The organism is Thermosporothrix hazakensis, assembly GCF_003253565.1.
Lineage (GTDB): Bacteria > Chloroflexota > Ktedonobacteria > Ktedonobacterales > Ktedonobacteraceae > Thermosporothrix > Thermosporothrix hazakensis.
The window spans coordinates 251,515-275,733 of the sequence record NZ_QKUF01000007.1 but is presented as its reverse complement, the minus strand read 5'-3'; the positions used below and the strand labels follow the sequence as shown (position 1 = coordinate 275,733).

Here is a 24,219-nt window from a genome sequence, read left to right as displayed (position 1 = left end):
GGCCTCACGTTGTCAAGCCCTTTTTTGAGCGGGATTTTCGTCCCGTCATCATTGCGGCTTGCCATCCCTCACACCGGGCACGTTCCTGCTTGAGAGCGTTGTACTCTTCCGCCCGATCATCACTGTCACATGACAGCAACGACCGTTCGTCGAAAACAACACGCGGGAATCATGAACCCGTGGAGAGCCACCTTACCGTGGCGCGAGAGCTGCATGCGCTTCTTGTTTGGCCGCCACTGGGACCTTCAAGAGCGAACCTGCGTTCGAGGCGTCGTTAGTATGCCACATCGACACGTCCTTGTCAAGTCCCTTTTCTGCCCCGTCATCTCGGGCTGTGGGCCTTGCCAGCCGTATTCCCTGCGGCGAAGCGTATTCTCGCACATCCCCTCGCTCTTGTCAAGAGGGAATTTCCAACAAACAAAAAACAGAGGGGAAGCCAGGCACAGCAGTTCCCCCCTATCACTCAGGCATTTGCCGTTGCGGGTCGCTGAATACGCTCTAGCAGCAGTTCTAAAAAGCGCTTCCCACCGCTTCTGAGGAGTCGTGGATTACGGGCAATCATTCCCATAAATAACCCGGCACTATAATCACAGTGCAGTGCCTGAGCTACCTGCGCGGGGGTCAGGCGTTTCAACATATCAAGCGCTCCATTCCACTGCTCATCGCTAAATGCCGCAATATGCTTATTCACCAGATATGAGATCTCCATATCACGACCAAAGCGGGCTCGCCACTGTCTATCAAAGCGGCTAAGGAACTCAGCTGAGTTATCACCGGCCTTGATAGCATCTCCAGCGACAGCGCCAGCCATCTGCCCAGAGTACATCGCGAAACGAATTCCTTCTCCAACCAGAGTTGACCCATGAGAGCCAGCATCACCAGCAAGCAAGAGCCCCGAACGCGAGAAACGCTCTACAGGTCGTTCAGCAGGGAACAGTCCCGTATGATACTCAATCGGACTGGCTCCCTTCAACTTCTCCTTCAGTTGTGGCATATTCCAGACATTGTTCAAATAAGGACGAGCATCCTCATCACTATCAGGATGAATCACACCAACGCCAAGCCGAACTCTTCCATTTCCTCTGGGGAAAGCCCATGCATAGCCCTGAGGGGCATAGATACTTCCCATAATTAAGTACACAGTGTCCTGAGGATAAGCCGGAGCGTACAAATCATACTCCGCACCAAAGCCATAGCGATGGAAGGCCGAGCCCATCTCGGTACGTACGCCAACATGACGCGAAAATCCACTTGCATCAATAACAACATCAGCATATAAGCTGCTTCGCGCGCTGACATGATTTTTATACGTAACGCCAACGATACGCTCGCCCTCGCTCAATACCTGATCCACTGTGTGACGTACCCGAATTTCGGCACCTGCTGCTATCGCTCTTGCCGCCAGATACTGGTATAATCCGCGGATATCAACCACACAGGCAAGCGCAGTATCATAATGGAAACTGACTTCACGGTCAGGAGAAACAAACACAACGTTGTGAATAGGGTGATAAAGATGCTCGGGAACAGAAAGCGCTTTCATGTCACTTATCCAGCTACCTCCGCTGGTATGAATGGGGTACCCTATTTCATTCTGACGCTCAAGGACAACAACTCGCGCCCCTTTAGATGCAGCGGCTTCTGCCGCAGTAAGGCCCGCTGGCCCTCCTCCAACGATCAACACGTTATACGCTTCAGACATGGAATTCCTTCTACTTTGAGAGTATGGAGAATGCAAATTTGCAAAACAAATAAAGAAACCGACCGGCCGGTGTCGGGAAAGAACAGGATCACAGATTTGGTTATTGAGCAACAATCATTACTCTATAACACCAACCATTCTGTTTGACATAGTATACACGGTGCAGTATTCCAGCGACAATATCAGAAAGCAAGGCCAAAATACCTTATCAACCGCCTGGTATCAGGAGATCATCCAGGATACGCAACTTTTTTCCTCCCTGACTCGTGTATTTCCAGAGGGATACAACATTTGAACCGAAGATGGACATTAGAATAGTTTCAAAAGAGAACATTCTTATTCGCTCTAGCCTGTGAGCAGCACAATTTTATACCAGGCTGAAAGGAGGGCTAGTATGTATACTCGCACTACAGTCGTTGGCGTGTTTACCGACCATACTCAGGCTGATTATGCTATTGAACAGCTTCAGAATGCAGGTTTCACCAACGAGCAGATAGGTTTCATCGCACGCAATCCAGAGACAGGAGATACAGTCACAGAGTCAGGAGCTGAGGCAAAGGCAACAGCAACAGCCGCAGGTGCAGTCGGCGGCGGCGTGGTCGGTGGCGTTGTTGGAGCAGGCATTGCCTTGCTTATCCCGGGAATTGGTCCGGCTATTGCAGGTGGTGTGCTGGCTGCAACACTTGGCGGTGTCGCAGTTGGAGCCGTGGCCGGTGGGCTAATCGGAGCTCTTACTAACATGGGCATCCCGGCGGATGAAGCCAGATACTACCAAGAAGAGATTGAAGCCGGTCGAACCCTTGTGACTGTAAAAGCCGGCGACCGCTATCAGGATGCGCTTACTATTCTGCGCCAGAACGGGGCCTATGTACGCACAGATAATGAGGTACAGCAAACCGATCAGAACGATGTCCAGTATACATCTGAAAATCAGGTACCGCCTTATCAGCGCCCAATGGATACCACTTCTACAGAACCAGGCCCGGTTGCTTATCCTGGCGGAACACCACTCGGCAGCCCCGGCTACACGCAGTATAATGAGCCAGCCCCAGAGAAGATGCAACCTGCTCATTACGAAGGTTATACACCCGAGAAGCAGGCACAAACAACCAACTATGAAGGCCACACACCTTCAGAAAAACAGGGACCAGCCGAAACCTATTCACACGATATTCCCCCGGTAACCGAGCGAAAAGAACACGAAATCAGTAAGCGTGATCTCACCGAGGAAGAACAATGGAGACGCTCTACAGAATCACCTTATGATCGACGCTAACAGCAAACAGGTGAGGAGTTACAAAAACTCCTCACCTCTCTTTTTTCTCTAACCCTCTATACATACTCAATCAATATCTTTCTATCATTCATCAAAGAATCACCCACTTTGAGCTTACGCAATAATCGCAGAAACGGTTCTCCAAACACTCATAACGCACCCTATTCGTTCGGCTTCTAGCGCCTCCATTTCCGAATTTCGATGCAAGAAAAAGAAGAGTAGAGTAGAGGATGCAAGAGAAAAGAGGCGCAATACACTATGGCAGCCTCTGAGAATAGAAATTTTGACGATAGAAGAAATTTATGCTATAATTAGAACACGATTTCAATATATCTCTCCGTACACTAACGTATTTTGACCTTCTTATTTCACCGTAATTCGTACGCTTTTTTAGTGAGTGCCACTACACAAGAGGTTAGTGTACAACATATGAGCATATTCCAGCTTACCCAAACAATTCAAATCGTCCCATCCCTGCCCGCACGCTCTGGGAAACGTCCATCACAGCCGGTCTTGCCAGGCATGGAGCCGGAGGCTGAGGTCTCACCTAAGGTGAGCAACCGTCAGATAGCTGAAGTGCTCTCAGGGATCGCAGACCTGCTTGAGAGTCAGGCAGGCAATCCTTATCGTATTCAGGCATATCGTAATGCGGCGCGAGGCATCCTGGACCTGGCAGAACCCGCAGCAGATATTCTGGCTCGTGGAGAGGCGCTTCCTATACCCGGACTTGGCGACCGCCTGCGTACCCGCATTCGGGAACTGGTGGAGAAAGGTGTGATGACCTTTCATAATGGCCTCTGTCTGCCTGCTTTGCCAACCGGTGTACGGGCCTTACTCAATGTCGAACATGTCGGCCCTTATACTGCCATCAGGTTGTATGAAGAACTGGGAATTGACTCTGTAGAGAAACTATGGTGGGCAGCGCAACAGCAGCGCATCCGCCAGCTCTCGGGCTTTGGCGCACGTAGCGAAGCTCGCCTGAAGGAAGCCGCACAGAAAGCATTAGGCGGTCCAAAAAAACAACAGTCCCTGAATGAGATCGCCTGAACATCACCTCTTACTCCCTCAGCCTGCTACAGTCAATTGTAGCAGGCTTCCTATTTGCTCTCTGAGAACCGAGAGTGTCTGCTTATGAGCGCATCACCAGACACGTTGTCGTTGCATGCGCATACAGTTTACCTGCAGCGTCTATTAGTTTTCCTTCAGCAGTCGCGATACGACCGCCAACATGAATCACCTTTCCCTCGGCATAGACTGTTCCGGTCTCGGCAGTCAAAGGGCGTAGATAGTTTATCTTCAATTCAATCGTCGTATACCAGACACCCAGGGGCAACTTCGAGTGAACGGCACACCCAACTGCCGAATCAAGCAGCGTCGCCGCCACTCCCCCATGAACTGTCCCAAGCGGGTTATAATGATATTCAGCAGGACGGCCGGTGAAAACAACGCGCCCCTCCTCCACTTCCACCAGTTCCATTCCAATCAAGCACGCAATGGGGGGTGGCGGCAAAGTCCCATGCTGAATCGCTTTCAAATACTCGAAGCCGCTCATGGCTTTTCCCTGCTCCATCAGCCGCATTGGATCTTCCCAGGCAAATGTACGTGTTCTTTCTATCCGCGTCTCTTTCTCCATTACGACAGACATTCCTTCTGCTGTTTCTCTTAAAAATCGCCTCGCTGAACCATATCAATAAATCGTTGTTCCAGCTCATATGTACGCTTTCCGGCTTTGCCAGAACCGATGACGAGATCATCAATCTGTACAACAGGCGTGATCTCTTTTGATGAGGATGATAGAAATGCCTCATCAATTTCGGGTAGTTCCGAAACGAGAATCGGTCGTTCTTCAATTGCGAAGCGTCCCTGAGCTAACTTCAATACAGTATCTCGTGTGATCCCAGATAATACCCCCTCACGAGGCGTAATCAGGGCATCTCCGCGAAAGATAAAAAAATTGCTGCGTGTTCCCTCCAGCACCTCGCCTTCTGCATTGACATATAGAGCGTCGGCCGCATTCTGGCGTGCAGCCGCTTTCAAAGCTCGTATTGCCTGCACATAATTTGACGTTTTCGCCTCCGGTAGCTCACGCCCTATCCGTGCTGTAATGACTTTGATTCCACGCTCAAAGCGCTCCATATCTCGCTCAGGCAATGGAGTTATTAACACAGCTAGAACTGGTTTCCCTGTCGGCAACACACCATCCTCGCTCTCACCGCCGGTTACAAGCACACGAATCGAGGCATGAGTATACGTGTTGCGCTCGATCACCTCATGAATGATAGCCGCAATCTCAGTCAGGGTATACGGTACTTCCAGATCAATCAAGGACGCCGAGTGAAACAGGCGCATCAGATGATCGTGTAGATGAAATGGGCGGCGGTTATAGGTTCTTAACCCTTCAAACACGCAATAGCTCCGCAATACAGCAACATCATTAATTGAAAGAGTTGCCTCATTGGGATGCACCCATTTTCCGCCAACATACCAAATAGCAGATGTATCCAGCATCTCGCAAGCACTCCTTCCAGGCGGTAATTAGAGCGTCTGGCCCTGTTGCAACCATGCGATAAACTCTTCCGGTACAGGCATGGTTGATAGACGACTCTGCCGCACCAGACTCCAATCATCAAAAAGATGCGACTCCTTGATTTCCCGCAAGGGAATCGGGCGAGTCAAATGACGAACAAAGCCAAGCTCAACCACCCAGCTTTTCGTATCGTTCGGGTCAGGGCGAGGCTCTGAAAGCACTTTTGCTACACCGACAATAGCCTCCTCCTTACCGCTATGATAGATCAGTACCTCATCACCTAGCTGCATAGCGCGAATCGCCTTTACTGCCTGCGGATTGCGCACGCCATCCCACGTCGTTCGCTTTTCTCGTTCCAGATCTAAAATAGAATACTCAGCTGGTTCCGTTTTTGCAAGGTAAAAAGCCATCCCACACCTCCTTCTACACGCAAAGTTACCAATCAGAGGATAAAAAAAATAGCAAATCCTCGTTAAATTTTTCAACTTTTTCCCCTCTGTTACCGTATATAAGATGTAGCCGTGAAGAAAATAGCATGGCTACACATTCAGCATACAACACTGGCGAGCGATCCGTAAACAAATCAGCTCACACCAGTAATCAGCCGAACGCTTTCTGCGCAGAGTAAGCAAACGGTCGTTTCCTATTGAGCATTCCGTATACGTCGAAATAGAAGTAAGGAGAGCTAACCATGACTCAGACAAACCCGAATTCCGACCCCAATATTGAGCAGAAGACCTATGGTGTTGAGGAATTACAGGTCGTTGGTGAGCAGCTTGTCACAAAAATCAAGGAACTTCTTCACGAAGGAAATGTCCGTCGCGTCATTATCAAGCAGGACGGTCACACACTGCTTGAGATCCCGCTGACTATCGGCGTTGCAGGCGTTCTGCTGGCACCGCAGCTTGCAGCTATCGGCGTTCTGGGCGCACTGCTGACTCGCTGTTCCATCGAGGTTATTCGCTCAGGCGAGAAAACCCCGGAGGAGCGTCGGATTGAAGAAATTCGTCAGGATGAGGTTCCTCCTACCCCTTAAAAAGCATACATGCGAAAAGAAAAGCGCTCTCGGAGAATATCGAGAGCGCTTTTCCTCGGTTCTGTTACAATTTGACGACGCTCAGGACGCGTCCATTTGCTACCTGCATCCCCCCCTGCATACGGGGCGCCGGCTCCAGATCCGCAATGCGTAAAGCGGTTACTTGATTACTACGGGCATTCTCCTCCCATGCCAGAAGCACATGATCCTGCTCATGTACCAGCATTGTTGAGAAAACGCGATCAGTCTCAAGCAACTCAGTGGTAACGACGCCAGCCGTCGCGCGTCCCCGTTGCGGGTACTCGCTGAGCGGCACCTTTTTGACAGTTCCCTGTACGGTGACAACCAGTATACTGAACTGATCTGGCTGTGCTTCTGCCTGGTCGGCATCCAGATGCGATGCACTGATCACAGTGCCGCCTTTCGCCAGCGAGATCGCAGCCACGCCCTGACCCACACGACCTTGTGAGCGGAAGGTGTCATCGCTGAAGCGCAACGTCTGCCCATAATCGGTTGAGACAAAATACTCACCACGTCCGCTTGAGAGCAACGCAGCTACGACTTTATCTCCCTCCGCGAGCTTCATATCCTGTACACCGTCCACATCTGCCGTCTTATACTCGCTCAGAGGTGACTTCTTAACCTTGCCATATTCGCTGAAGGTAACAAGATAGCGCTCCTCCTCATACGAACTGATCGGCAGAATGCTGACAATCTCCTCCCCCTCTTCCAACTCAAGCAGATTGGCGATTGGCTCACCTTTGCCCGAACGAGTCGAGGAAGGGATCAGATGGGACGCAAGCTGAAACACGCGTCCACTTGATGCGATGCAGAGCAGATATTCACCGGTTGCCGTCGCGATTACCTGCTGTAACTGCTCATCACTCCGAACTGGAGTATATACAGCAGGCTCACCTGGCTGCTTACTCTTTGGAGTATAGGTATCCGCCGGAAGCGCCTTCAGCAGGCCGCCACGAGTGTACACAACGGTCAGCGGCTCACGCTCATGCAGGCTTGGTACCCGGGTAATCGGCGTGTGAATTGTGGCTTCAGCATCAATGACCGTGCGACGCTCATCCCCAAAACGCTTGATCAACTGCTGCATCTCACGTTTTAACAACGAGAGCAAAGCCCGACGATCTGAAAGCAGGCGTTCACGCTCACGAATACGCTGCTGAAGCTCTTCCTGCTCTTTGAGATACTTACCGGTGTCGAGACGCGTAACCTGTGAAAGCGTCATCGAGGCGATCACATCCGATTGTCTGGGAGTCAACTGATACCGCTCCTCGATTGTCCGCCGCGCCGCGGCTCGATCCTCCGATTGCTGAAAGATGCGCACGATTTCTTCCGCATGGGTAGCACCAATCATCAGACCTTCAACCACATGCAAGCGCTCCTGAGCTTTGCGCAGCTCGAACTGTGTGCGCCGCGTCAGAACATCAATCTGATGCTCGTTCCAGTAGTTCAGCAGTTCCAGCATGCCAACTTGTTTTGGTTGACGAGCCTGCTGCATTGGAGTACCGAAGAGAAAGACCATCTGAAATGAAAGCGCTACCTGCAAATCGGTTTCACGATAAAGCTGAGTAAGCACCTGCGCCGGGTCTGCATCTTTGCGCAGTTCCAGCACAATACGCGTACCTTTCTCGGTATCGCTTTCGTCGCGCAAATCAGCCATCAGCCCTTCAAGCTTATGCGCATTGAACGCCTTGATAATCGAGGCTTTCACCTTATCGCGTCCAATCGGCGGGATCTGTGTCACTACCAGTGAGCGGCTGCGCGGTGTCTCCTCAAGCCGCACATCGGCCCGTACAATAATACGCCCCTTGCCGGTAGTAAAGTAATCCTTAATCCCCTGGATACCAATAATCTGGCCTCCCTGCGGGAAATCCGGGCCCTGAATATATGTCATCAGCTCTTCAACCGTCATCTCAGGTTTATCGAGCAGAGCAATACAGGCCCGCAACACCTCGGTCAGGTTATGGGGAGGAATATTGGTCGAGAGGCCAACCGCGATCCCACTCGACGGATTCACAATAGGTGGAATGCGCCCGGGCAAATAGTCCGGCTCCAGTACCTTCGGGTCCTGCTTATAGGTCGGATGCAGCGGGACCGTTTCACATTCCATATCGGCCATCAGCGCTTCAGCCAGAGGAGAAAGGCGCATCTCGGTATAGCGGTAGGCAGCAGCTGCGTCGCCGTCCTCACTCCCCATATTGCCCTGTCCCTCAATCAAGGGATAGCGCATCGAGAATGGCTGCGACATACGCACAGCAGCATCATACACAGAAGTATCACCATGAGGATGATAGTTACCAAGAATCAACCCAACTACCTCGGCACTCTTCACCGTTGAGCGATTTGAGAGATAGCCAGCCTCCCGCATCCCGCTGAGAATACGGCGATGAACGGGCTTAAGACCGTCACGAGCGTCGGGTAGCGCTCGATCGGTGACTACAGAGAGACCATATGTCGCAAAGGCATGCGACATAATGACCGAAAAATCTTCTTGAACAATCCCCGGTTCAATTGTGTTATCCGAGACACTAGCCATACACTACACATCCAGTTCTTTCACTTTACGAGAATGTTCGGCCAGGAAGACGCGTCTCCGCTCAGCATTTCGATCTTCCATCAACTCTGCGACCAGCTTGGAAGCCAGCACGCCATCTTCCATCGTCACGCGTTTCAACACCCGGCGAGCAGGATCAAACATTGTCTCACGTAGCTCTTTGGCGTTCATCTCGCCAAGTCCTTTAAAGCGCTTGAACTCCATATTCCGTGCGTCGGGATGCGTGCGCAAAAACTCCTCACGACTCTCATCGTTCAGCAGCCAGATGACTTTGCCTCTGTACTTGACCGAGTAGAGCGGAGGGCAAGCAATATAGACATGGCCGCGTTCGATCAGATCACTAAACTCCTGGTGAAACAGAGTTAACAACAGACATTGAATATGCAGGCCATCAACATCCGCATCGGTTGCAATAATCACGCGGTTAAACTTCAAGCGTGTGATATCAAATGTGTCACGCGTCCCAGTTCCCAGGACATTGATAATCGTGCGAATCTCATCATTTTCTACGATACTCTTCAGGTCGGCTTTCGCGACGTTCAGCGGCTTCCCCTTCAGCTTCAACACAGCCTGGAAGTCAGAAAAACGACCCTGACCGGCACTACCACCCGCCGAGTCACCTTCAACGATAAAGAGTTCGGCTCGTGATGGATCATTGGTATTACAGCGTAAAAACTTCTTGGACAGCGAGGTATCCATCATCTCGCCATTTTTCTTATTGCCAGCCCGCGCCAATTCTTCTACCAACAGCGCTTCATTGCGAGCCTTCTGCATCTGCTGTATCTTCTTGAGCCACTCTTTGCCCGGTCCCTGATGATGTTCAAACCACTCTTTCAACCCCTCGTCAACGACTGAACGAACGATACCTTCAACCGGCGCATTATTCAGACGATCTTTTGTCTGCCCCTGGAACTGAGGGTTGACCAGCTTCACCGAAATGACCGCGTTCAATCCTTGCTGGATCACTTCTGGCCTGAAACCGTCTTTTTCACGATTTTTGATGACACCAAACTTCAAGGCGTAATCATTGACCACTTTGGTTAAGGCCGCCTTAAAGCCCGTCTCATGTACACCGCCATCGCGGGTACGCACCGCATTCGCATAGCTGTAGAGCGCGATCTTATATCCAGATGTGGGCTGAAGCGCTACTTCGACCGAAACATCATCCTTCTCTTTTGCAATGCCGATAACATATTTAAACAGTGGATCGCTGGTTCCCTCCGACAGATCACGCACATAATCAGGCAGGCCCTCTCGTGAGTAGAAGACCTGTTGGACCTGCTCACCCGAAGCCTCATCCCAGGCATCCAGATGGAACGACACACCACGGTTCAAATATGCTGACGCCTTCAGACGACTGATAATCGCTTCCAGTGAATAGTAGGCATCTGGGTCAAAGACGGAACGATCGTACAGCCAGCGGAACTGTGTTCCGTGCAGCGATGGATCACAGGGCCCGATATGATGCGGCAACGCGGTACCTCGGCTAAAGGTCTGGGTAAACTGCTGCCCTTCTTGCCAGATTGTCAACTCCAGACGCTCCGAAAGGGCATTAATTACCGTTGTGCCAACACCATGCAGACCACCTGCTGTCTTGTACACGCCTTCAGAGAATTTCCCTCCAGAATGCGGTACAGTCAGGATCACCGTCGCAGCAGGAAGATATTCACCTTGATAAAGCATAGGATCGAACGGCAAGCCACGTCCCTCGTCTCGCACTGTCACCCAGCCATCACGATCGAGAGAAAGCCAGATATGTTTTCCATACCCGGCCACAGCCTCATCTACAGCGTTATCAAGGGCCTCCCAGATCAGGTGCAACAGCCCCGAAGTAGAGGTCGAGCCAATATACATACCCGGGCGATGGCGAATAGCCGCGATGCCCTCAAGTACCTGAATATCGGCAGACGTATAATTCGATCCTTTCTTCTCAGATCGGGAAGCTTTTGCCGTTTCAGATGAGGCTTCCCCATTCTGTTCGGTAGGACTTTGTGCCACTAAAAATGAAAACTGCTCCTGAGTCGCGCCTACCTCGTCTTGAGCAGGAGGGAGTGCTTTTGGGGAACGAGACATCAAACCCTATACCTCTCTTTATCATGCTTTTTGCCTAATCAGGATAACGTCTAATATCTGGAAAGTCAAGATAACCCGGCTTCTTTTTGGGTCATAAGTTCTATGCATTCCTTCTTCCCTGCCAGCGCAAAAATGGAATCTCAGTACTTTTCCTCGGCAAGTACAGACATGGTAGAAGGCCAAACGATAAAAAATGATGCTCCAGCAACACCATTGCTCTAACCGATAAAGATACCACTTATGATAAAGGATTGATACATAGAAACTCAATAGGCCTGCTAGACTGATGATCTATGTAAACCTCGTTTTCGCTCGGTATTGTATTTTTCTTTTTTCTCGATTATAATTATCCTGAATTGTTCTATACTTACTCATTTACCTATTCTTAACCTTACATCAGGGAGGATGGCAAAGGCTTATGCCTCGTCCGTCTAAGCACGTATCACCAGATACGCTAGGGGGTCGCATAAGAGCTGCGAGGGAACAATTGCAGCTATCTTTAGCAGAGGTCGCTGGCAATCAGTACAGTCCCAGTCTGATCTCACAAATCGAGCGAAACAGAATCGAGCCTTCAGTGGACAGCCTGCGGTATCTGGCCGAACGGTTACATCTCCCCCTTGAAGATCTACAATATCTTGCACAACAGAATAAAGAAACCGAGGATCAAGGCTCTCAACCTGACCAGCTCTTTGAAGAGACCCGAGCAAGGGCCGCGCTCCATCTGCAAAAGAAAGAAATCGCAGCCGCGATTCAATTATTAGAGCATCTCTACTTACCAGAGATCCCACCCCGGCAACGTTGGCGGCTCGCCGCGTTACGGGGGCAATGTTTCTTTGAACAGCGCAAATTTTTGCGGGCACAACAGGATTTTATCTACGCGCTCAGCATTTGTCCACCTGAACCAAAATTCCTACCTCAGGAGCAACGGCAGGATCTCATGCTACTCCACTTGCATCTCGCTGGCACCTGTCGCGAGCTTCAGCAACCTGAGGATGCCCTTGAACACTATCAGACCGCACTGCATATCATGGATCGTTCAACGCCTTCTGGCTATGTGGCTGAGGCCCATTGGGGAATGGCGCTCCTCGCTTCCTCGCAGGCTTTCCGTCTCCCTCGCACAGCAAGCGAAAGACACCAGAGCAAAGAGGCCTCCCTTCAGACCGCACTCAAACACGCAGAACAGGCCCGCTCTCTCTATTGCGCTATCAATGATCAACTCTCCGCGGCGGCTGTCACTCATCAGATCGCCCAGCTCGAATATGCACTTGGGCAGCATGAACATGCTCAAGCTCACCTTCAGGAGATCCTGCATACCTGGCTCTATACGCTAAAACAGCCTCCTGCCAGCACACGAGAGGGACAGCGACGCCAGAAAGAAGAGGCAAGCGTTGTCTCTGGCGCGGCCTGCTTGCTCGCAGATATCGCGCTGGAAGAAAAGCGCTTTGATGAGGCCCGCAAGTATGCAAATCTCGCGCTAGAAGCCGGACAACGCAGCTATAAACGGCGGCGTGCTGATGCCTACACGATACGAGGCCGCATTCTGGAGGCCATTGATCCCCATATGCCTGAAGTAGAAGAGGCATTTCGCAATGCTACCCGCGAGCTGGCAGACACTCAACGTATTTCCGCTCGCATTAGCGCCCATGTTCGCCTGGCCAGGCACTATCTGAAAATTGGCAAGATTCAGGAGAGTGAACACGAGCTAGAGCAGGCTCGCCTGCTTTCTGACCTTGTGAGCCACAGCGGAGATGATATCACAACCGATGAACTCTCTTCTGCGTAGTTTGTAGTGAAGTTGGAGTGAGATGGAGTACTCATTTTTGCTCTACCACCACAGGCGAGGAAACGTCATAAGGGGTAACACCAGATGAAACCAATCACAGGACAATACGAGTGCGAGCATCGTTCGGGTGTGGGACTGGACTACTTCACGTCACGCATCGATCGGTTAACCCTCTACCCGAACGGGCGCTTTCTGCTCACTGTTCAGGATCGCAGCCGCATCGCAAATGCCGCGCAATCATTCCTTCAGGGACAGCAGATCTCACATAGCGTACCAGAAACCAGATACGAAGGAAGCTATACACAGCAGGAAAAGCTTGTCTCGATGCAATTCGACAATGGACGCCAGGAACAGGCTCAACTTTCATGGAACGGGGAAGGGCTTCAGATCGGCAAAAACTACTTTCAGAAGGTCTCCGACTCAACCATGCTGCCGCCCACCCATCGTGTGCAGAAAGATATGAACGACATTGCCAAAGGCCTGAAAATCGCTGGCACGGTCGGCAGCTTCGCGCTGAAAGCGGCCAAAACGATTCAGAAGACGGTGCAAACCGTGCAGGAGAATCCAGTGCCACAGCAGCCCAATCAGCCGCCATCTCCGGCGCCAAACACATCACCCCAGACGCCACCGCCGACGCCACAAGCCAGGCCACAGGGTGCCATCTTTTGCGAGATGTGTGGGGCGCGTTGCCGCCCGGGCAAACGCTTCTGTAACCAATGCGGGGCTATGCTCTATTAGAGTGAGGGGATAACTCCTTCATCAAGATATTGTACGCCTCTATCACCCTTTGCATCTGACGAGGATCACCGCCTCGATCGGGATGATAGCGCATTGCCAGTTGTCGATATCGACGCTTAATCTGTTGCGGGGTCGCGTTCAGCGGCAGCCCGAGGACGCTAAGCGCCTGCTGTTTCAGGAGAAACGAGCGGGCGGGGTTGGCCTTACTCTGCCAGAACGAACGCACCCCGACTCGCACCACATCCCAGAGCAGGGATGCAAGCGAGGGCGAAGAACGTGCTCTCATACTATTATGCCTCGTCAGTGCGTTTTTTCTCCGATAGACAGAGACGATTGTATCCTTCAATTCCTCTGTTCTCTCCAATAATAATATATGTCTCTTTTTTATGCAATGAAACTGCATGAGAACCAGAGGCCGTGAAAGAAATAACCAATATATCTCTGCTCAGTACAATTGTATAGATACTCTCAAACAGGAAGAGCGACTGAGACAGAAACAATGCTCATCCATAGAGGGTTGCGGTTGTGACTCTTGCACCACCATGCACAGCGGATCGAAAGGAGAAAGAAGGGATGCAGAACGATGGGATCCAGAAACGAGAACACAAACAGGCCGACGCAAAAATTGTCAAACAAACTGAGAAAAAAACTCATGTCATCCAGGAATTTATTACCAAGTTTAACAATGACTGGTCGATGAATCTGGCAGGCCTACTGGCCTATAACCTGCTTATGTCAATGGTGCCCATCGCGATCGCGCTGCTGGCAATTCTGGGCTTTACGCTTGGCTCATTTACCAACCCCGCTGATATGCTCAAGCCAATCGAAACCATTTTCCCGGGCCTGGCAGGCAACCAGAACGCAATGACTATCGCGTTTCAGCAGGTCGAGCACCTGAGAAAAAGTGCATGGACGATAGCCATAATCGCTGTCATTCTGGCTATATGGAGTGGCTCGCGCCTCTTTGTGACCATCGAGGGCTGTTTGAATATCATCTATCGTTTGCGCCCACGCCCTTTTCTACAACAGAATCTGGTTTCTATCGCCATGCTTCTGCTTTTTATCGTGCTGGTTCCCATCATGATTATCGCTGCCAGCGCCCCAACGCTGATTCTCGGCCTGGTTGGCTCCAATCCAGCCTTACAGATGGTTCCCTTCCTGGGAGCAGTAGTCCATAACCCGCTCATTTCCTATCTGAGTAGCGTTCTAGGCGGTATTCTGGTTGGCTGTATCCTTTTCGGCGCCATCTACACGATTATGCCCAATCAGAAAATCAGCTTTCGGACCAGTTGGTGTGGGACGCTTGTTGCAGCCGTTGCACTCGAACTCTTCCTGCTGCTCTTCCCGCTCTACATTCAGCATTCAATGGGCAGCTACACAGGACAGGTAGGCTTTGCCGTTATTCTTCTGCTCTTCTTCTACTATTTCGCCATCATCTTAATAGTCGGCGCAGAGGTAAACGCTTTCTTCTTCGAGAAGCTCCGTCCGCTTCCAAACGATGTGGTTACGTTTATCAGTGCAATGGGCGGCATGCTCCACCTGAATACAACGCAACGCGAGCCCCATTATGTCGATAGTACTCCAACAGAACAGGCTCATACAGCATCTGTTGCGCAACAGCCGAACAAAGCAGAGCACCAGCCAGAGCAGCGTAAACAGAAACCCTCCAGAAAAACCGCTATCAATCCAACCCTGTTAGAAGTCATCATGGGAACCGCGCTGGCCTTTTTGCTCCAATGGCTCAACCTGCGACGCGAACAGAAAAAGAAACCCGCCAGATAGAGTACAGCCTGCAGCGCCTCTAGAGCTTTCTGGAGGCGCTTTTTGCAAGACAGGAAGGCCGCATCAGCGCGTGCGCAGGAAGATTGTATCAGGAAAAAGCGCTCATTACCTGTACCGGCATATTCCTTGACGTGCGTCATGAGGATCTGTTACACTTTCACTCAAACCAGTGAGATTCTCAAAAACCCCGAAACACAGCCATACAAGGGCAAAAGCTTTGCAATACCATTTCAACAGCGCTCTGTACCGGTTGTATCTCCAGACGAGGTCAGAATATGCCTGATAAGCGTCCTTTATCGACGAGTGGAGAGGAACACCATCAACTCCTCAATGCCCTGCGTGAAAGCGAACTGTTGAGAGAATTATCTGAACTGCTTGCCTCATCGCTGGACCCAACCCGAATCCTTCAGGTTCTGGTAAAACGGACGACGGAAGTATGTGAGGTGGAACGGTGCGCCGTCTGGCTCCTTGACGAAGCGCAGGGAGTCTTTCTTCCTTCAGCCTACCATTTCGCTACGCCTCAATTAAGAGGCAAAAAGCTACAAATAGCTGATTATATCTGGCACCGGAGCCGCCTTCCCTACAATGACCCCGTCGTACATCAGCTCTTCCACCAGGAGCACAAACACCTCTCGATTATTGACCTACGCAAAGCATCAAGCCAATTTATGCGTACCATCGCGGAGAAATTCTTTGTACACTCTGTATTGTTGGTAGCACTAATCCGTGAGGACCGTCCCGTTGGCGTCATGTCACTGGATAATCCCGGCAAAACGGTCACATTTTCTCCCGAACAGCAACAACTGGCTCAGGCCATCGGTCATCAGGCAGCCATTGCGATTCACAATGCCCGCCTCTATCAGGAAGCCCAGACCGAACGTATGCGAGCCGAACGACTGATCCAACGCGCTCAATCTATTTATAAAGTCGCCGCAGCCGTCAATTCAGGAGAAGCACTTGCAACGATTCTGGATATCGCGTCAGAGCAACTGGTGCAGGGTATGGGAGCAGAAAGTACCGTGATTGCGCTGCTGCATGCAGATCACCTTATCGTTACAGGAACCGGCGGCTCGATCGCACGGGCCTCGGATTTTCCCCTTTCCCCCGCACTTTCCCTGCTCCCAACCTGTGAACAGGCGGCAATAGAAGGCTCTCCGCGCTTCATCAGGACACACCAGGCCGAAGCAGAAGAGCGTGCTTGGTTTCAACTGCTTGGTTCGAGCGCTTGTATGATTGTGCCTCTGGTGGGAGAGAAACAGCAATCGGGACAGCAAAAAGACACCACCACTCACTGTCTGGGTATAGCCTTTATCAATTATCCCCGCGAAGCCCGTACTCCGACTTCTGGCTACTATGCCTTCGCGCTGGATATTGCAGCCCAGTGTGCCCTTGCAATCGAGAAAGCACGGATTCTGGCAGAGGCCCATCAGGCCGCCACCCTGGCAACCGAACGCGCCAACACCTTGAAAGCAACATTTGATGCGATGAGCGAAGGCATCCTTGTGCTTGACATGGATGGATTTGGCATTATGCACAATAGTATGGCCCGTCGCCTGCTCACGCTTCCACATAAGAAACCGATTCAAGCCGCTGAGATCACCCGGCTACAACGCGCCTATACTCTGCAAGGACAACCCATTCCGGCTGAAGATTTTCCGCTCTTGCGCGCCTTGCGAGGCGAACATATCCGGGGAGAGCGCTATATCAGCCGCCAGATGGACGACATAGACCGTATTATTGAAGTCAATGTTGCCCCGGTCTATGCGGATACGGCGACGCAAATGGGGATCGTCTGCGCCTTTCGTGATGTCACCGAGCAGGTTTATGCTGAACGGCGCGTGCGGCGTGCCCTGGATACGATCCTCCATGCCGCCGAGGCTATTTCCGGTCAGACCGACATTGAAGAGCTCCTTCATAGCTTGCTTGCCCGCACATTGATAGCGTTAAATTGCAATCGGGGCATGGTGCTGCGTTACAATGAGGACCAACAGGACTTTGTGCCCTTTATCGCCATCGGCTTTGAGGATGAACGAGGACTTTCCTGGCTGGAAGAACAAGCAAGTTGGCTCTATCCAGAGGGCGACCAGTACGCCGGCTTCCGCCAGCGCATTCTGGCCGGGAACGTGACTCTGATCAGCGGTGATCAATGCCCGGAACATCCCAACCCCTACTACGAAACCATGATCCTCGCCGCGCCCATCAAGCATAACAGCACGCTTCAAGGGCTTATTTTGCTTGATCGCTCCCTGCTCCTGCAAAAAGAGCAAGAGGGACAGTCAGGCTCAACGCGTCCACTCTCCAACCCGCTCTTCTCTTCCTGGGACCTCACGGTTGTGGAAGGGATTGCCCAGTTTGCCGGCCTTATTGTGGAACAGGCCCGCCTGCAACAGGAGGCCGAAACGGCGCGTCTGAACGAGGCCATTATGCGACAGGCAAACGAGCTCAAAGACGAGTTTCTCAGCATCACAGCCCATGAATTCCGCACGCCGCTGACCATTATTGTCGCCCATGTGCAGATGATGGCCCGCAACCTGAACAAACATCCCGATCTTAACAACACACTCAGTGCCAAGCTCCATGATAGTATTTCCATCGTTGATGATCAGGCCCATCAATTAACCAACATTGTGAATACCTTCCTCGAAGTCACTCGCCTGAATAAGGGTCAGATTATCATCAAAGAAGAAGAGATCAACCTGCCAGATATCATTCATCGGGCCGTCGAAGATCATGCGACAACCTCTCCCATCCATCAACTTCACTTTAACATGAAGGAAGGGGAATACCGCGTGAAAGGTGATAGCGCACGCCTCTCGCAGATTTTTGCCAACCTGCTCCAAAATGCGATAAAATATAGCCCGCAAGGGGGGCCGATTACAGTTACCCTCCAAAAGAGGCTGCATAATGGCAAACTAGTCGCAGAGGTACATGTGGAGGATAAGGGCGTTGGCATCCCTGTTGAGGCTCAATCTCGCCTTTTTGAGCGTTTTTACCGCGCCCCCAACATCTCACACAGCCAATCACGGGGCGTCGGCCTGGGCCTCTATCTGGTCGCGCAATTCCTCCATCTGCATGGGGGCACGATCCGCGTAGAAAGTAGTGGCATACCAGGTGAGGGAAGCTGCTTTATCATCACATTACCCCTGTTAGAAGGAACCTCATAAATATGTCTTCTTTACGTAGCTGGATTCTGGAGCGAGCTCGAAAAGCGCTTGAACAGGAGGAATGCCAGGATGCGTCACATGACTTTGACCATATAACGCGTGTACTGGCGCTGGCAGAAACAATTCAACAGCAAGAGGGGGGCAATCTGCCCATTATCTGGGCAGCCGTCGCTTTTCACGATATTGGGCAGGAGCGCGAACGCCGTCACGGAGGTGATCACGCCCTGATTGGTGCCGAGATGGCAGGCGATCTGCTCACACAGACACCGTTCCCACAGGATTCAATCCCGGCGGTACAACAGGCTATTCGCGAACATCGCATGACAGGCGGCAAGGTTCCCACACAGCTAGAGGGGCGTATTCTCTACGACGCGGATAAAATAGACTGTCTTGGCGCGATCGGTATCGGGCGGCTGTTTTGTATTACCGGGCGCTACAATCAGAAAGTCTACTCCGAGCTCCCCGCCGAGATCGAGACGCCAGTGGCACCACAAACGATCCGGCAACTGCGTCGCCGTCCTGACTACTCACCAAGCATCGAATTTGAGCTCCTCTTCGGGAATCTGCCGGAACGAATGACGACCAGCACGGGGAAATACCTGGCAAAGGAGCGCTATACCTACATGAAAGCCTTCTTCAAGAGATTGCGTGCAGAGGTGGTAGGTGAACTCTGATGAGTTCGCCTACCAGACGACGAAATTGAACGCTGTCCGCTTCGTTGTTGGAGCAGTAAGGTGAACCGTGAAGCCAACTTCTGGCTGAAGAGAGACATACTGCACAACAACCGGGCCGGGATCAGAGAGCAACGTTACCCACACGACGCTACTGCTTGTGACGGCTTGCAGATGAATCGAAACATCACGTTGCCCTTGTTCAAAGACACCCGAGCCATGTACGGGCTGCCGCTTCAGCTCCTCTTGCTTTTCCCGCAGCCTGATTGCTGGCAGGATTCGACTTTTATAGCGCTCAATCACCGGGATATGGGCGCTTGTGGCTTTCTTAGGCCCGGTCGAGAACGCCGCCGGAATATGAGCACTTGTCATCGCTTCAGCGGGCTGCTCGGGCCTTGGTGGCACAACACAGCGGATCCGCTTTAACGTCGGCATCTCCTGGGTCTTCTGTTGCGGAATAGTTTCCAGGCGAATCTTTGTATTTCGCCCAGCCAGGCGCTGCGGTCCTGTCCCAAACTGTGATGGCCCAATGGAGCCCATGGAACTGGGAATAGGCGTCGGCCAAACCGGTACAAACGGGCTCACAGCGGGCGTCTCCACCGTCTTGAACTTGCTCCATTGATCGTCTGGCGTCGCCATAAAATCCTGCTGAGGTAGTGAGCCAAGCGACGGCATTTCGGGTGCTGGCGAAATGATCCGAATCGGGCGTGTATCCTCCTGTTCCGTCTCTTCAAGGTCACTTGCGGTCACTCGCTCGCGTGGCTGTGCCGCAAAAGAAGATGAGATCTTCTTCATAAAGCGTGTAATGATATTCAGGTTACGAGGAGGCGAGGTAACAGGCTCCTTTGACTGCTTTTCCACAACGGGAAGCTGTGGCCGCGTAGGCACCTTCGTCCTGGCCGAAGCTCTGGTAGTAGTTGCACCTTTCGATGACGGAGCCGCACGAATAGCCCGATGTCGCAAACTGAAGCGGGGAGGAATGAGAGCGCGTGCGGAAGTACTTTCACCACCCCCCTCCGCATCCTGTACCTTCTCCCGTAGAGCCGCTTCAACCGAAGCCGAGAGATCATGCCTCTCTCTGGCCGTTCGAGCATACCACGTCTTTTGAAGCTGCTCTTCTGGCTCTCTATACACCGACATTTCAGCCCCCAAATTCTCACCTTTCCATCTACAAAAGATATATTTTGGAACATTTACAGGCAGTATAACACACCTCTTCTCAAGTTCAGGCATTGATAGCCATAATAGCACATGCCTCATCTCTCGCATGCAGCGCCGCTTGTATAGTTCAACGATTCTCTATACAAAAGCAGAGCAAGATACCTCTCTTCCTTTGAGAAACCAGGAGCTCTTGAGAGGCCGCTTCCCATTGTTCAGTTTTCTCTGGATAGAGCTATTTCAACGTCCCTGACACGATAAATAATTGTGTTTCCGGTCCTCTAAAAAGACAGTTATTCCTCTATTTCAGCGATTACCTTTTTCCCCCGGGTGTAAAACTGCGTACAACTAAAACAAAACAAACAGGTAGCTTGACAAGCGGAGCCTTCATTCAAAGACTGGATAGGAATTTCAGGAAAAAAGTATTTAACTTCTTGAAAGTCGGCGCCGAAACCGCTACAATAAAGCCTGATCCTAGTAGATCAGAAAGTCAATCCCGTCGGAAACGATGGGATACATAGGGCTTATAAAGCTAGACTTCGTAGATAGGAAGGATATTTCCGGGATGAAACTCAACGGTACACACAAGTTCCATGCACCTGTAGACAAGGTTTTTGACGCAATTCTCAATCCTCAGGTCCTTCAAGCAAGCATTCCAGGTTGCGAATCTATCGAATATTTAGATGGGAACCGGATCAAGGCGAACATCTCTACTCCGCTGCCCGGTCTGAAGGGACCCTATGGCATTGTGATTAACCTTGCCCGCGTTCAGAAACCCAACTACATTGAGCTTCAGGTCCAGCGCTCCGGGACTGGCGGTTCCGTCAATGCCGTAGCACAGATCCAGCTCACGCAGGAACCCGACGGAACTCTGCTGTCCTATGACGCAAATGCGGAACTGGCAGGTGCAGTCGCCGTTGCAAACAATCCTATCGGCCAGGGTATCGCGAAGAACACGCTTGGTACTATCTTCAAGAACCTGGAGAAGAACATTGGCTAGTTGCTCTATATGAGCAAAAAGGCCCGGTCCTGCATAGGTCTCTATGCGGGCCGGACCTTTTTTCTTGTCCCGGATATTGCTCAGGCTTCTCCGCTCTCAAGCTTCTGGCGCAAGCACTGAAAAAACTGTGAGGTTACTTTATCAGCAGTCCCCTTGATAAGCCTTGCCCCTACACTGGCAATCGTCCCGCTGATATTCACCTGAGCACTCCAGTCCATCTTTGTGTGAGTATCATCCAGCACACTCAGATTCATCTTGCCTGAAAGGTCAACCGCGCTGCCAGGAGCCTTACCACGCGCCTTGACAAGCATCACTTCGGGTTCCTGCATCTCGGGACGGGTTACGTCCATCGTGAATTTAGCTTTGACCGGGCCAACACCTACTGAAATCAGCGCTTTCCAGTGTTCCTCACCCAACACTTCCATACTCTGAAAGCCGGGAGCACAGGAGAACACATTATTGGCATCGAGCAAAAAAGACCACACCTTCTCGATAGGCGCTGCTATTGTTTGTGAGCCAGAAAATTCCATACGTCCCCTTTACAACCTTTCTCTCTATTCTGTAGAAAAAAGACTCAGCTTGACTGAGTGCTACCGCTGCTCAGTACAAAGAAATAACGACATATGTATCATATCACAAGGCGAATGCGTCCCCTCTCCATCGCACTCCTCAAGCTCACCCATTTCAACTCAACCAATTTTCCTGTATAGTAAAAGGGCAGCCGTTCACTGCAAAACGGAGTATCAATAAAAAGGAACATCTAAAACTATGAGTCATATCTACAGAAATACTGTTTTTCTTGTCCGACACGGCGAGAATCCCGCCAACATTACCAAAGAGTTTTCATCAATTCTGGTTGATTATTCATTGACCGACAAGGGCGTGCTCCAGGCCCACCAGACCGGCCTCTTCTTTCGGGATAAGCATATAGATGAAATTTATGCGTCTCCACTCAAGCGAGCCCGGGAGACCGCATCGATTATCGGCTATGAGCTCGGGCTTCCAATCACCGTTATGGAAGAGTTCCGCGAAATCGGTGTTGGTGATCTGGAACGCAGGCCTCCCACTGTCGAGAACTGGCGCATTCACGACCAGGTCTTGCAGGACTGGTACACCGGCAAGTTTGAGAGCCGCTTTCCCGAGGGCGAAAATCTCTTCATGGTCGCCGATCGCCTGCGGCGTGGCCTCAAGCAAATGACGCTTGGCAAGCAGAACAAACGCATCATTCTGGTGGGGCATGGCGGTCTCTTTATGGTCGCAGCGCTGGCAATCTGCCATCAGTCCCTGGGACAGGAACACCTTGCGGGCAACCATAACTGCTCGGTAACTGAGCTCGACCTTGAGACCACCGAGGAAGAGGTCTCAGGCACGCTGAGATGTTGGGCCGCTTATGGGCATCTCTCAGGGTTGGCCGCCCAGGTCATTTCAGGGTCATTCCAGTACGACGAATAGAGCAGCATCAAAAAGGAGAGCTACACCTTCTCCTCGGTGGCTCTCCTCTACTTCATATGCTAAAGCACGCGGCAGAACACAGATTTCAGATACCCCGTCTCAGGCATTGCCAGGCTGGTTGGATGATCAACGCCATGTGTATACACTTCCAGCATCTGCACACTACGCTGCAAACGCTGTGCTGAGAGCGAAACGGCACCAAGCAAATCATCCAGTCCGATCACGCCCGAACAGGAGCACGTCAACAGGACGCCACCGGGGCGTAAGACCTGCATACCCAGAGTATTCAGCCGCCGATATGCTTTGAGAGCCTGCGCACGAGCCCCCTGATTCTTGGCAAAAGCGGGCGGGTCAAGCACAACTACATCAAAAAGCTGACCCTCCGTCCGGGCCCGCTCCAAATAGTCGAACACATCCTCTGTATAGAAGTCATGCATGGCAGCATCAAGACCATTCAATGCAAAATTCTCGCGGGCCAGTTCAATAGCGGCAGCCGAGATATCTACGCTCACCGTTCTCGTTTCCTCTCCAGCCAGCGCCGCATAGACCGAAAAGCCCCCCGAGTAGCTAAAGCAGTTCAACACCCGTTTCCCTCGTGCATACTTCTGCAAGGCCTTGCGCTTATCACGTTGATCAAGGAAGAAACCGGTTTTCTGTCCCTGCCAGGGATCAATCAGAAATTGCACTCCGTTTTCTCGTATCTGCACCCGCTGCGGCACCTCACCGGCAGCGACAATAGGTGCCTCTACAGAGAGGCCTTCACGCCTGCGTGCCTGGCCCTCATTGCGCAACAGAATGCCCTTCACCTCTACCTCGGCCTGCAATGCCGCAATCACATCCGGTAAGAGCCGTTCCATGCCCAGGGTATGGGTCTGCGCAACCAGCACATCCGCATACCTGTCAACCACGAGGCCAGGCAAACCATCACCCTCCGAGTGAATCAGACGATAGGCATTGGTCTCCTGCGGCTCAAATACCTCACGCAATTGCAAAGCCTGCCGAATTCGTTGTCGCAAAAACGCTTGATCAATCGCCTCTTCAGGATGACGCGTCAAAATACGGATAGCAATATCTGTACGCGGATTATAGTATCCACGGGCGACAAACTGCCCCCGCGCTGATTTGACATCGACAAGAGCGCCCGGCTCCACCCAGTGAGGTGGCTGCTGCAAAGCGCCCGAAAAGATCCAGAGATGCCCACCAAGCAAGCTCTCATCACGATGCGGTTTTAAGCTCGCTGTGGGATAATGCGTGGCAGTCACAATCCTTAACTCTCTCTCATAGTATG

Annotated in this window: 21 protein-coding genes; 10 read left to right on the top strand and 11 right to left on the bottom strand. The window is 51.6% G+C overall.

The window, feature by feature from the left end; all coding sequences use genetic code 11:
• Positions 1-192: 192 nt before the first annotated feature.
• Both EI42_RS33235 and EI42_RS13135 read right to left on the bottom strand, forming a co-directional pair.
• Positions 193-381, bottom strand: coding sequence for a hypothetical protein (locus EI42_RS33235; protein ID WP_111322642.1), 189 nt, complete (start codon positions 379-381; stop codon positions 193-195).
• 82 nt (positions 382-463) lie between these two features.
• Positions 464-1,702: an NAD(P)/FAD-dependent oxidoreductase gene (locus EI42_RS13135; RefSeq protein ID WP_111322640.1), complete on the bottom strand. Its 1,239-nt coding sequence runs from the start codon at positions 1,700-1,702 to the stop codon at positions 464-466.
• Between the two features lie 394 nt (positions 1,703-2,096).
• Between EI42_RS13135 and EI42_RS13130 the strand changes: the two genes are divergently transcribed.
• Both EI42_RS13130 and EI42_RS13125 read left to right on the top strand, forming a co-directional pair.
• Positions 2,097-2,978, top strand: coding sequence for a general stress protein (locus EI42_RS13130; protein ID WP_111322638.1), 882 nt, complete (start codon positions 2,097-2,099; stop codon positions 2,976-2,978).
• 429 nt (positions 2,979-3,407) lie between these two features.
• On the top strand, positions 3,408-4,025 hold the full coding sequence (locus tag EI42_RS13125; RefSeq protein ID WP_111322636.1) for a helix-hairpin-helix domain-containing protein: 618 nt from the start codon (positions 3,408-3,410) through the stop codon (positions 4,023-4,025).
• Between the two features lie 82 nt (positions 4,026-4,107).
• Here EI42_RS13125 and EI42_RS13120 read toward each other — a convergent pair whose 3' ends face one another.
• From EI42_RS13120 to EI42_RS13110, 3 genes are read right to left on the bottom strand one after another with little or no spacing between them, the layout of a single operon-like run.
• Positions 4,108-4,611, bottom strand: coding sequence for a PaaI family thioesterase (locus EI42_RS13120; RefSeq protein ID WP_111322634.1), 504 nt, complete (start codon positions 4,609-4,611; stop codon positions 4,108-4,110).
• A 29-nt stretch (positions 4,612-4,640) separates the two neighbouring features.
• Positions 4,641-5,486, bottom strand: a complete 846-nt coding sequence (locus EI42_RS13115; RefSeq protein ID WP_111322632.1) for an aminotransferase class IV — start codon at positions 5,484-5,486, stop codon at positions 4,641-4,643.
• Between the two features lie 27 nt (positions 5,487-5,513).
• A complete protein-coding gene (locus tag EI42_RS13110; RefSeq protein WP_111322587.1) occupies positions 5,514-5,915 on the bottom strand; it encodes an EVE domain-containing protein in 402 nt (133 codons plus the stop codon).
• A 281-nt stretch (positions 5,916-6,196) separates the two neighbouring features.
• Between EI42_RS13110 and EI42_RS13105 the strand changes: the two genes are divergently transcribed.
• Positions 6,197-6,541 (top strand): DUF4342 domain-containing protein, encoded by a 345-nt coding sequence (locus EI42_RS13105; protein ID WP_174843923.1) that lies wholly within the window; start codon positions 6,197-6,199, stop codon positions 6,539-6,541.
• A gap of 64 nt (positions 6,542-6,605) precedes the next feature.
• Here EI42_RS13105 and EI42_RS13100 read toward each other — a convergent pair whose 3' ends face one another.
• Positions 6,606-9,092, bottom strand: coding sequence for a DNA gyrase/topoisomerase IV subunit A (locus EI42_RS13100; RefSeq protein ID WP_111322585.1), 2,487 nt, complete (start codon positions 9,090-9,092; stop codon positions 6,606-6,608).
• 3 nt (positions 9,093-9,095) lie between these two features.
• On the bottom strand, positions 9,096-11,183 hold the full coding sequence (locus tag EI42_RS13095; protein WP_111322583.1) for a DNA gyrase/topoisomerase IV subunit B: 2,088 nt from the start codon (positions 11,181-11,183) through the stop codon (positions 9,096-9,098).
• 418 nt (positions 11,184-11,601) lie between these two features.
• On the opposite strand from EI42_RS13095, the gene EI42_RS13090 reads away from it, so the two are divergent.
• Complete coding sequence (locus EI42_RS13090) at positions 11,602-12,966, top strand: helix-turn-helix domain-containing protein (protein WP_111322581.1); 1,365 nt, start codon at positions 11,602-11,604, stop codon at positions 12,964-12,966.
• 84 nt (positions 12,967-13,050) lie between these two features.
• Positions 13,051-13,704, top strand: coding sequence for a zinc ribbon domain-containing protein (locus EI42_RS13085; RefSeq protein WP_111322579.1), 654 nt, complete (start codon positions 13,051-13,053; stop codon positions 13,702-13,704).
• Here EI42_RS13085 and EI42_RS13080 read toward each other — a convergent pair.
• Positions 13,691-13,990, bottom strand: coding sequence for a J domain-containing protein (locus EI42_RS13080; RefSeq protein WP_170142591.1), 300 nt, complete (start codon positions 13,988-13,990; stop codon positions 13,691-13,693). The genes EI42_RS13085 and EI42_RS13080 overlap by 14 nt on opposite strands.
• Positions 13,991-14,277: 287 nt before the next feature.
• Between EI42_RS13080 and EI42_RS13075 the strand changes: the two genes are divergently transcribed.
• The 3 genes from EI42_RS13075 to EI42_RS13065 all read left to right on the top strand — a co-directional run bounded on the left by EI42_RS13075 (position 14,278) and on the right by EI42_RS13065 (position 19,324).
• Entirely contained in the window at positions 14,278-15,486 is a 1,209-nt protein-coding gene (locus EI42_RS13075) for a YihY/virulence factor BrkB family protein (protein WP_111322575.1), read from the top strand.
• A gap of 275 nt (positions 15,487-15,761) precedes the next feature.
• Positions 15,762-18,650, top strand: a complete 2,889-nt coding sequence (locus EI42_RS13070; protein ID WP_111322573.1) for a sensor histidine kinase — start codon at positions 15,762-15,764, stop codon at positions 18,648-18,650.
• Positions 18,651-18,652: 2 nt separating this feature from the next.
• A complete protein-coding gene (locus EI42_RS13065; protein ID WP_111322571.1) occupies positions 18,653-19,324 on the top strand; it encodes an HD domain-containing protein in 672 nt (223 codons plus the stop codon).
• Positions 19,325-19,333: 9 nt separating this feature from the next.
• Here the strand turns inward: EI42_RS13065 and EI42_RS13060 are convergent, their stop codons facing one another.
• Complete coding sequence (locus tag EI42_RS13060) at positions 19,334-20,461, bottom strand: hypothetical protein (RefSeq protein ID WP_111322570.1); 1,128 nt, start codon at positions 20,459-20,461, stop codon at positions 19,334-19,336.
• A 583-nt stretch (positions 20,462-21,044) separates the two neighbouring features.
• On the opposite strand from EI42_RS13060, the gene EI42_RS13055 reads away from it, so the two are divergent.
• Positions 21,045-21,479, top strand: a complete 435-nt coding sequence (locus EI42_RS13055; protein ID WP_170142590.1) for an SRPBCC family protein — start codon at positions 21,045-21,047, stop codon at positions 21,477-21,479.
• 80 nt (positions 21,480-21,559) lie between these two features.
• Here the strand turns inward: EI42_RS13055 and EI42_RS13050 are convergent, their stop codons facing one another.
• Positions 21,560-22,009: an SRPBCC family protein gene (locus EI42_RS13050; RefSeq protein WP_111322566.1), complete on the bottom strand. Its 450-nt coding sequence runs from the start codon at positions 22,007-22,009 to the stop codon at positions 21,560-21,562.
• A gap of 238 nt (positions 22,010-22,247) precedes the next feature.
• Here EI42_RS13050 and EI42_RS13045 point away from each other — a divergent pair, with 238 nt between their 5' ends.
• Positions 22,248-22,931, top strand: a complete 684-nt coding sequence (locus EI42_RS13045) for a histidine phosphatase family protein (protein WP_111322564.1) — start codon at positions 22,248-22,250, stop codon at positions 22,929-22,931.
• 59 nt (positions 22,932-22,990) lie between these two features.
• Here EI42_RS13045 and EI42_RS13040 read toward each other — a convergent pair whose 3' ends face one another.
• Positions 22,991-24,193, bottom strand: a complete 1,203-nt coding sequence (locus EI42_RS13040) for a class I SAM-dependent rRNA methyltransferase (protein ID WP_111322562.1) — start codon at positions 24,191-24,193, stop codon at positions 22,991-22,993.
• Positions 24,194-24,219 lie beyond the last annotated feature (26 nt).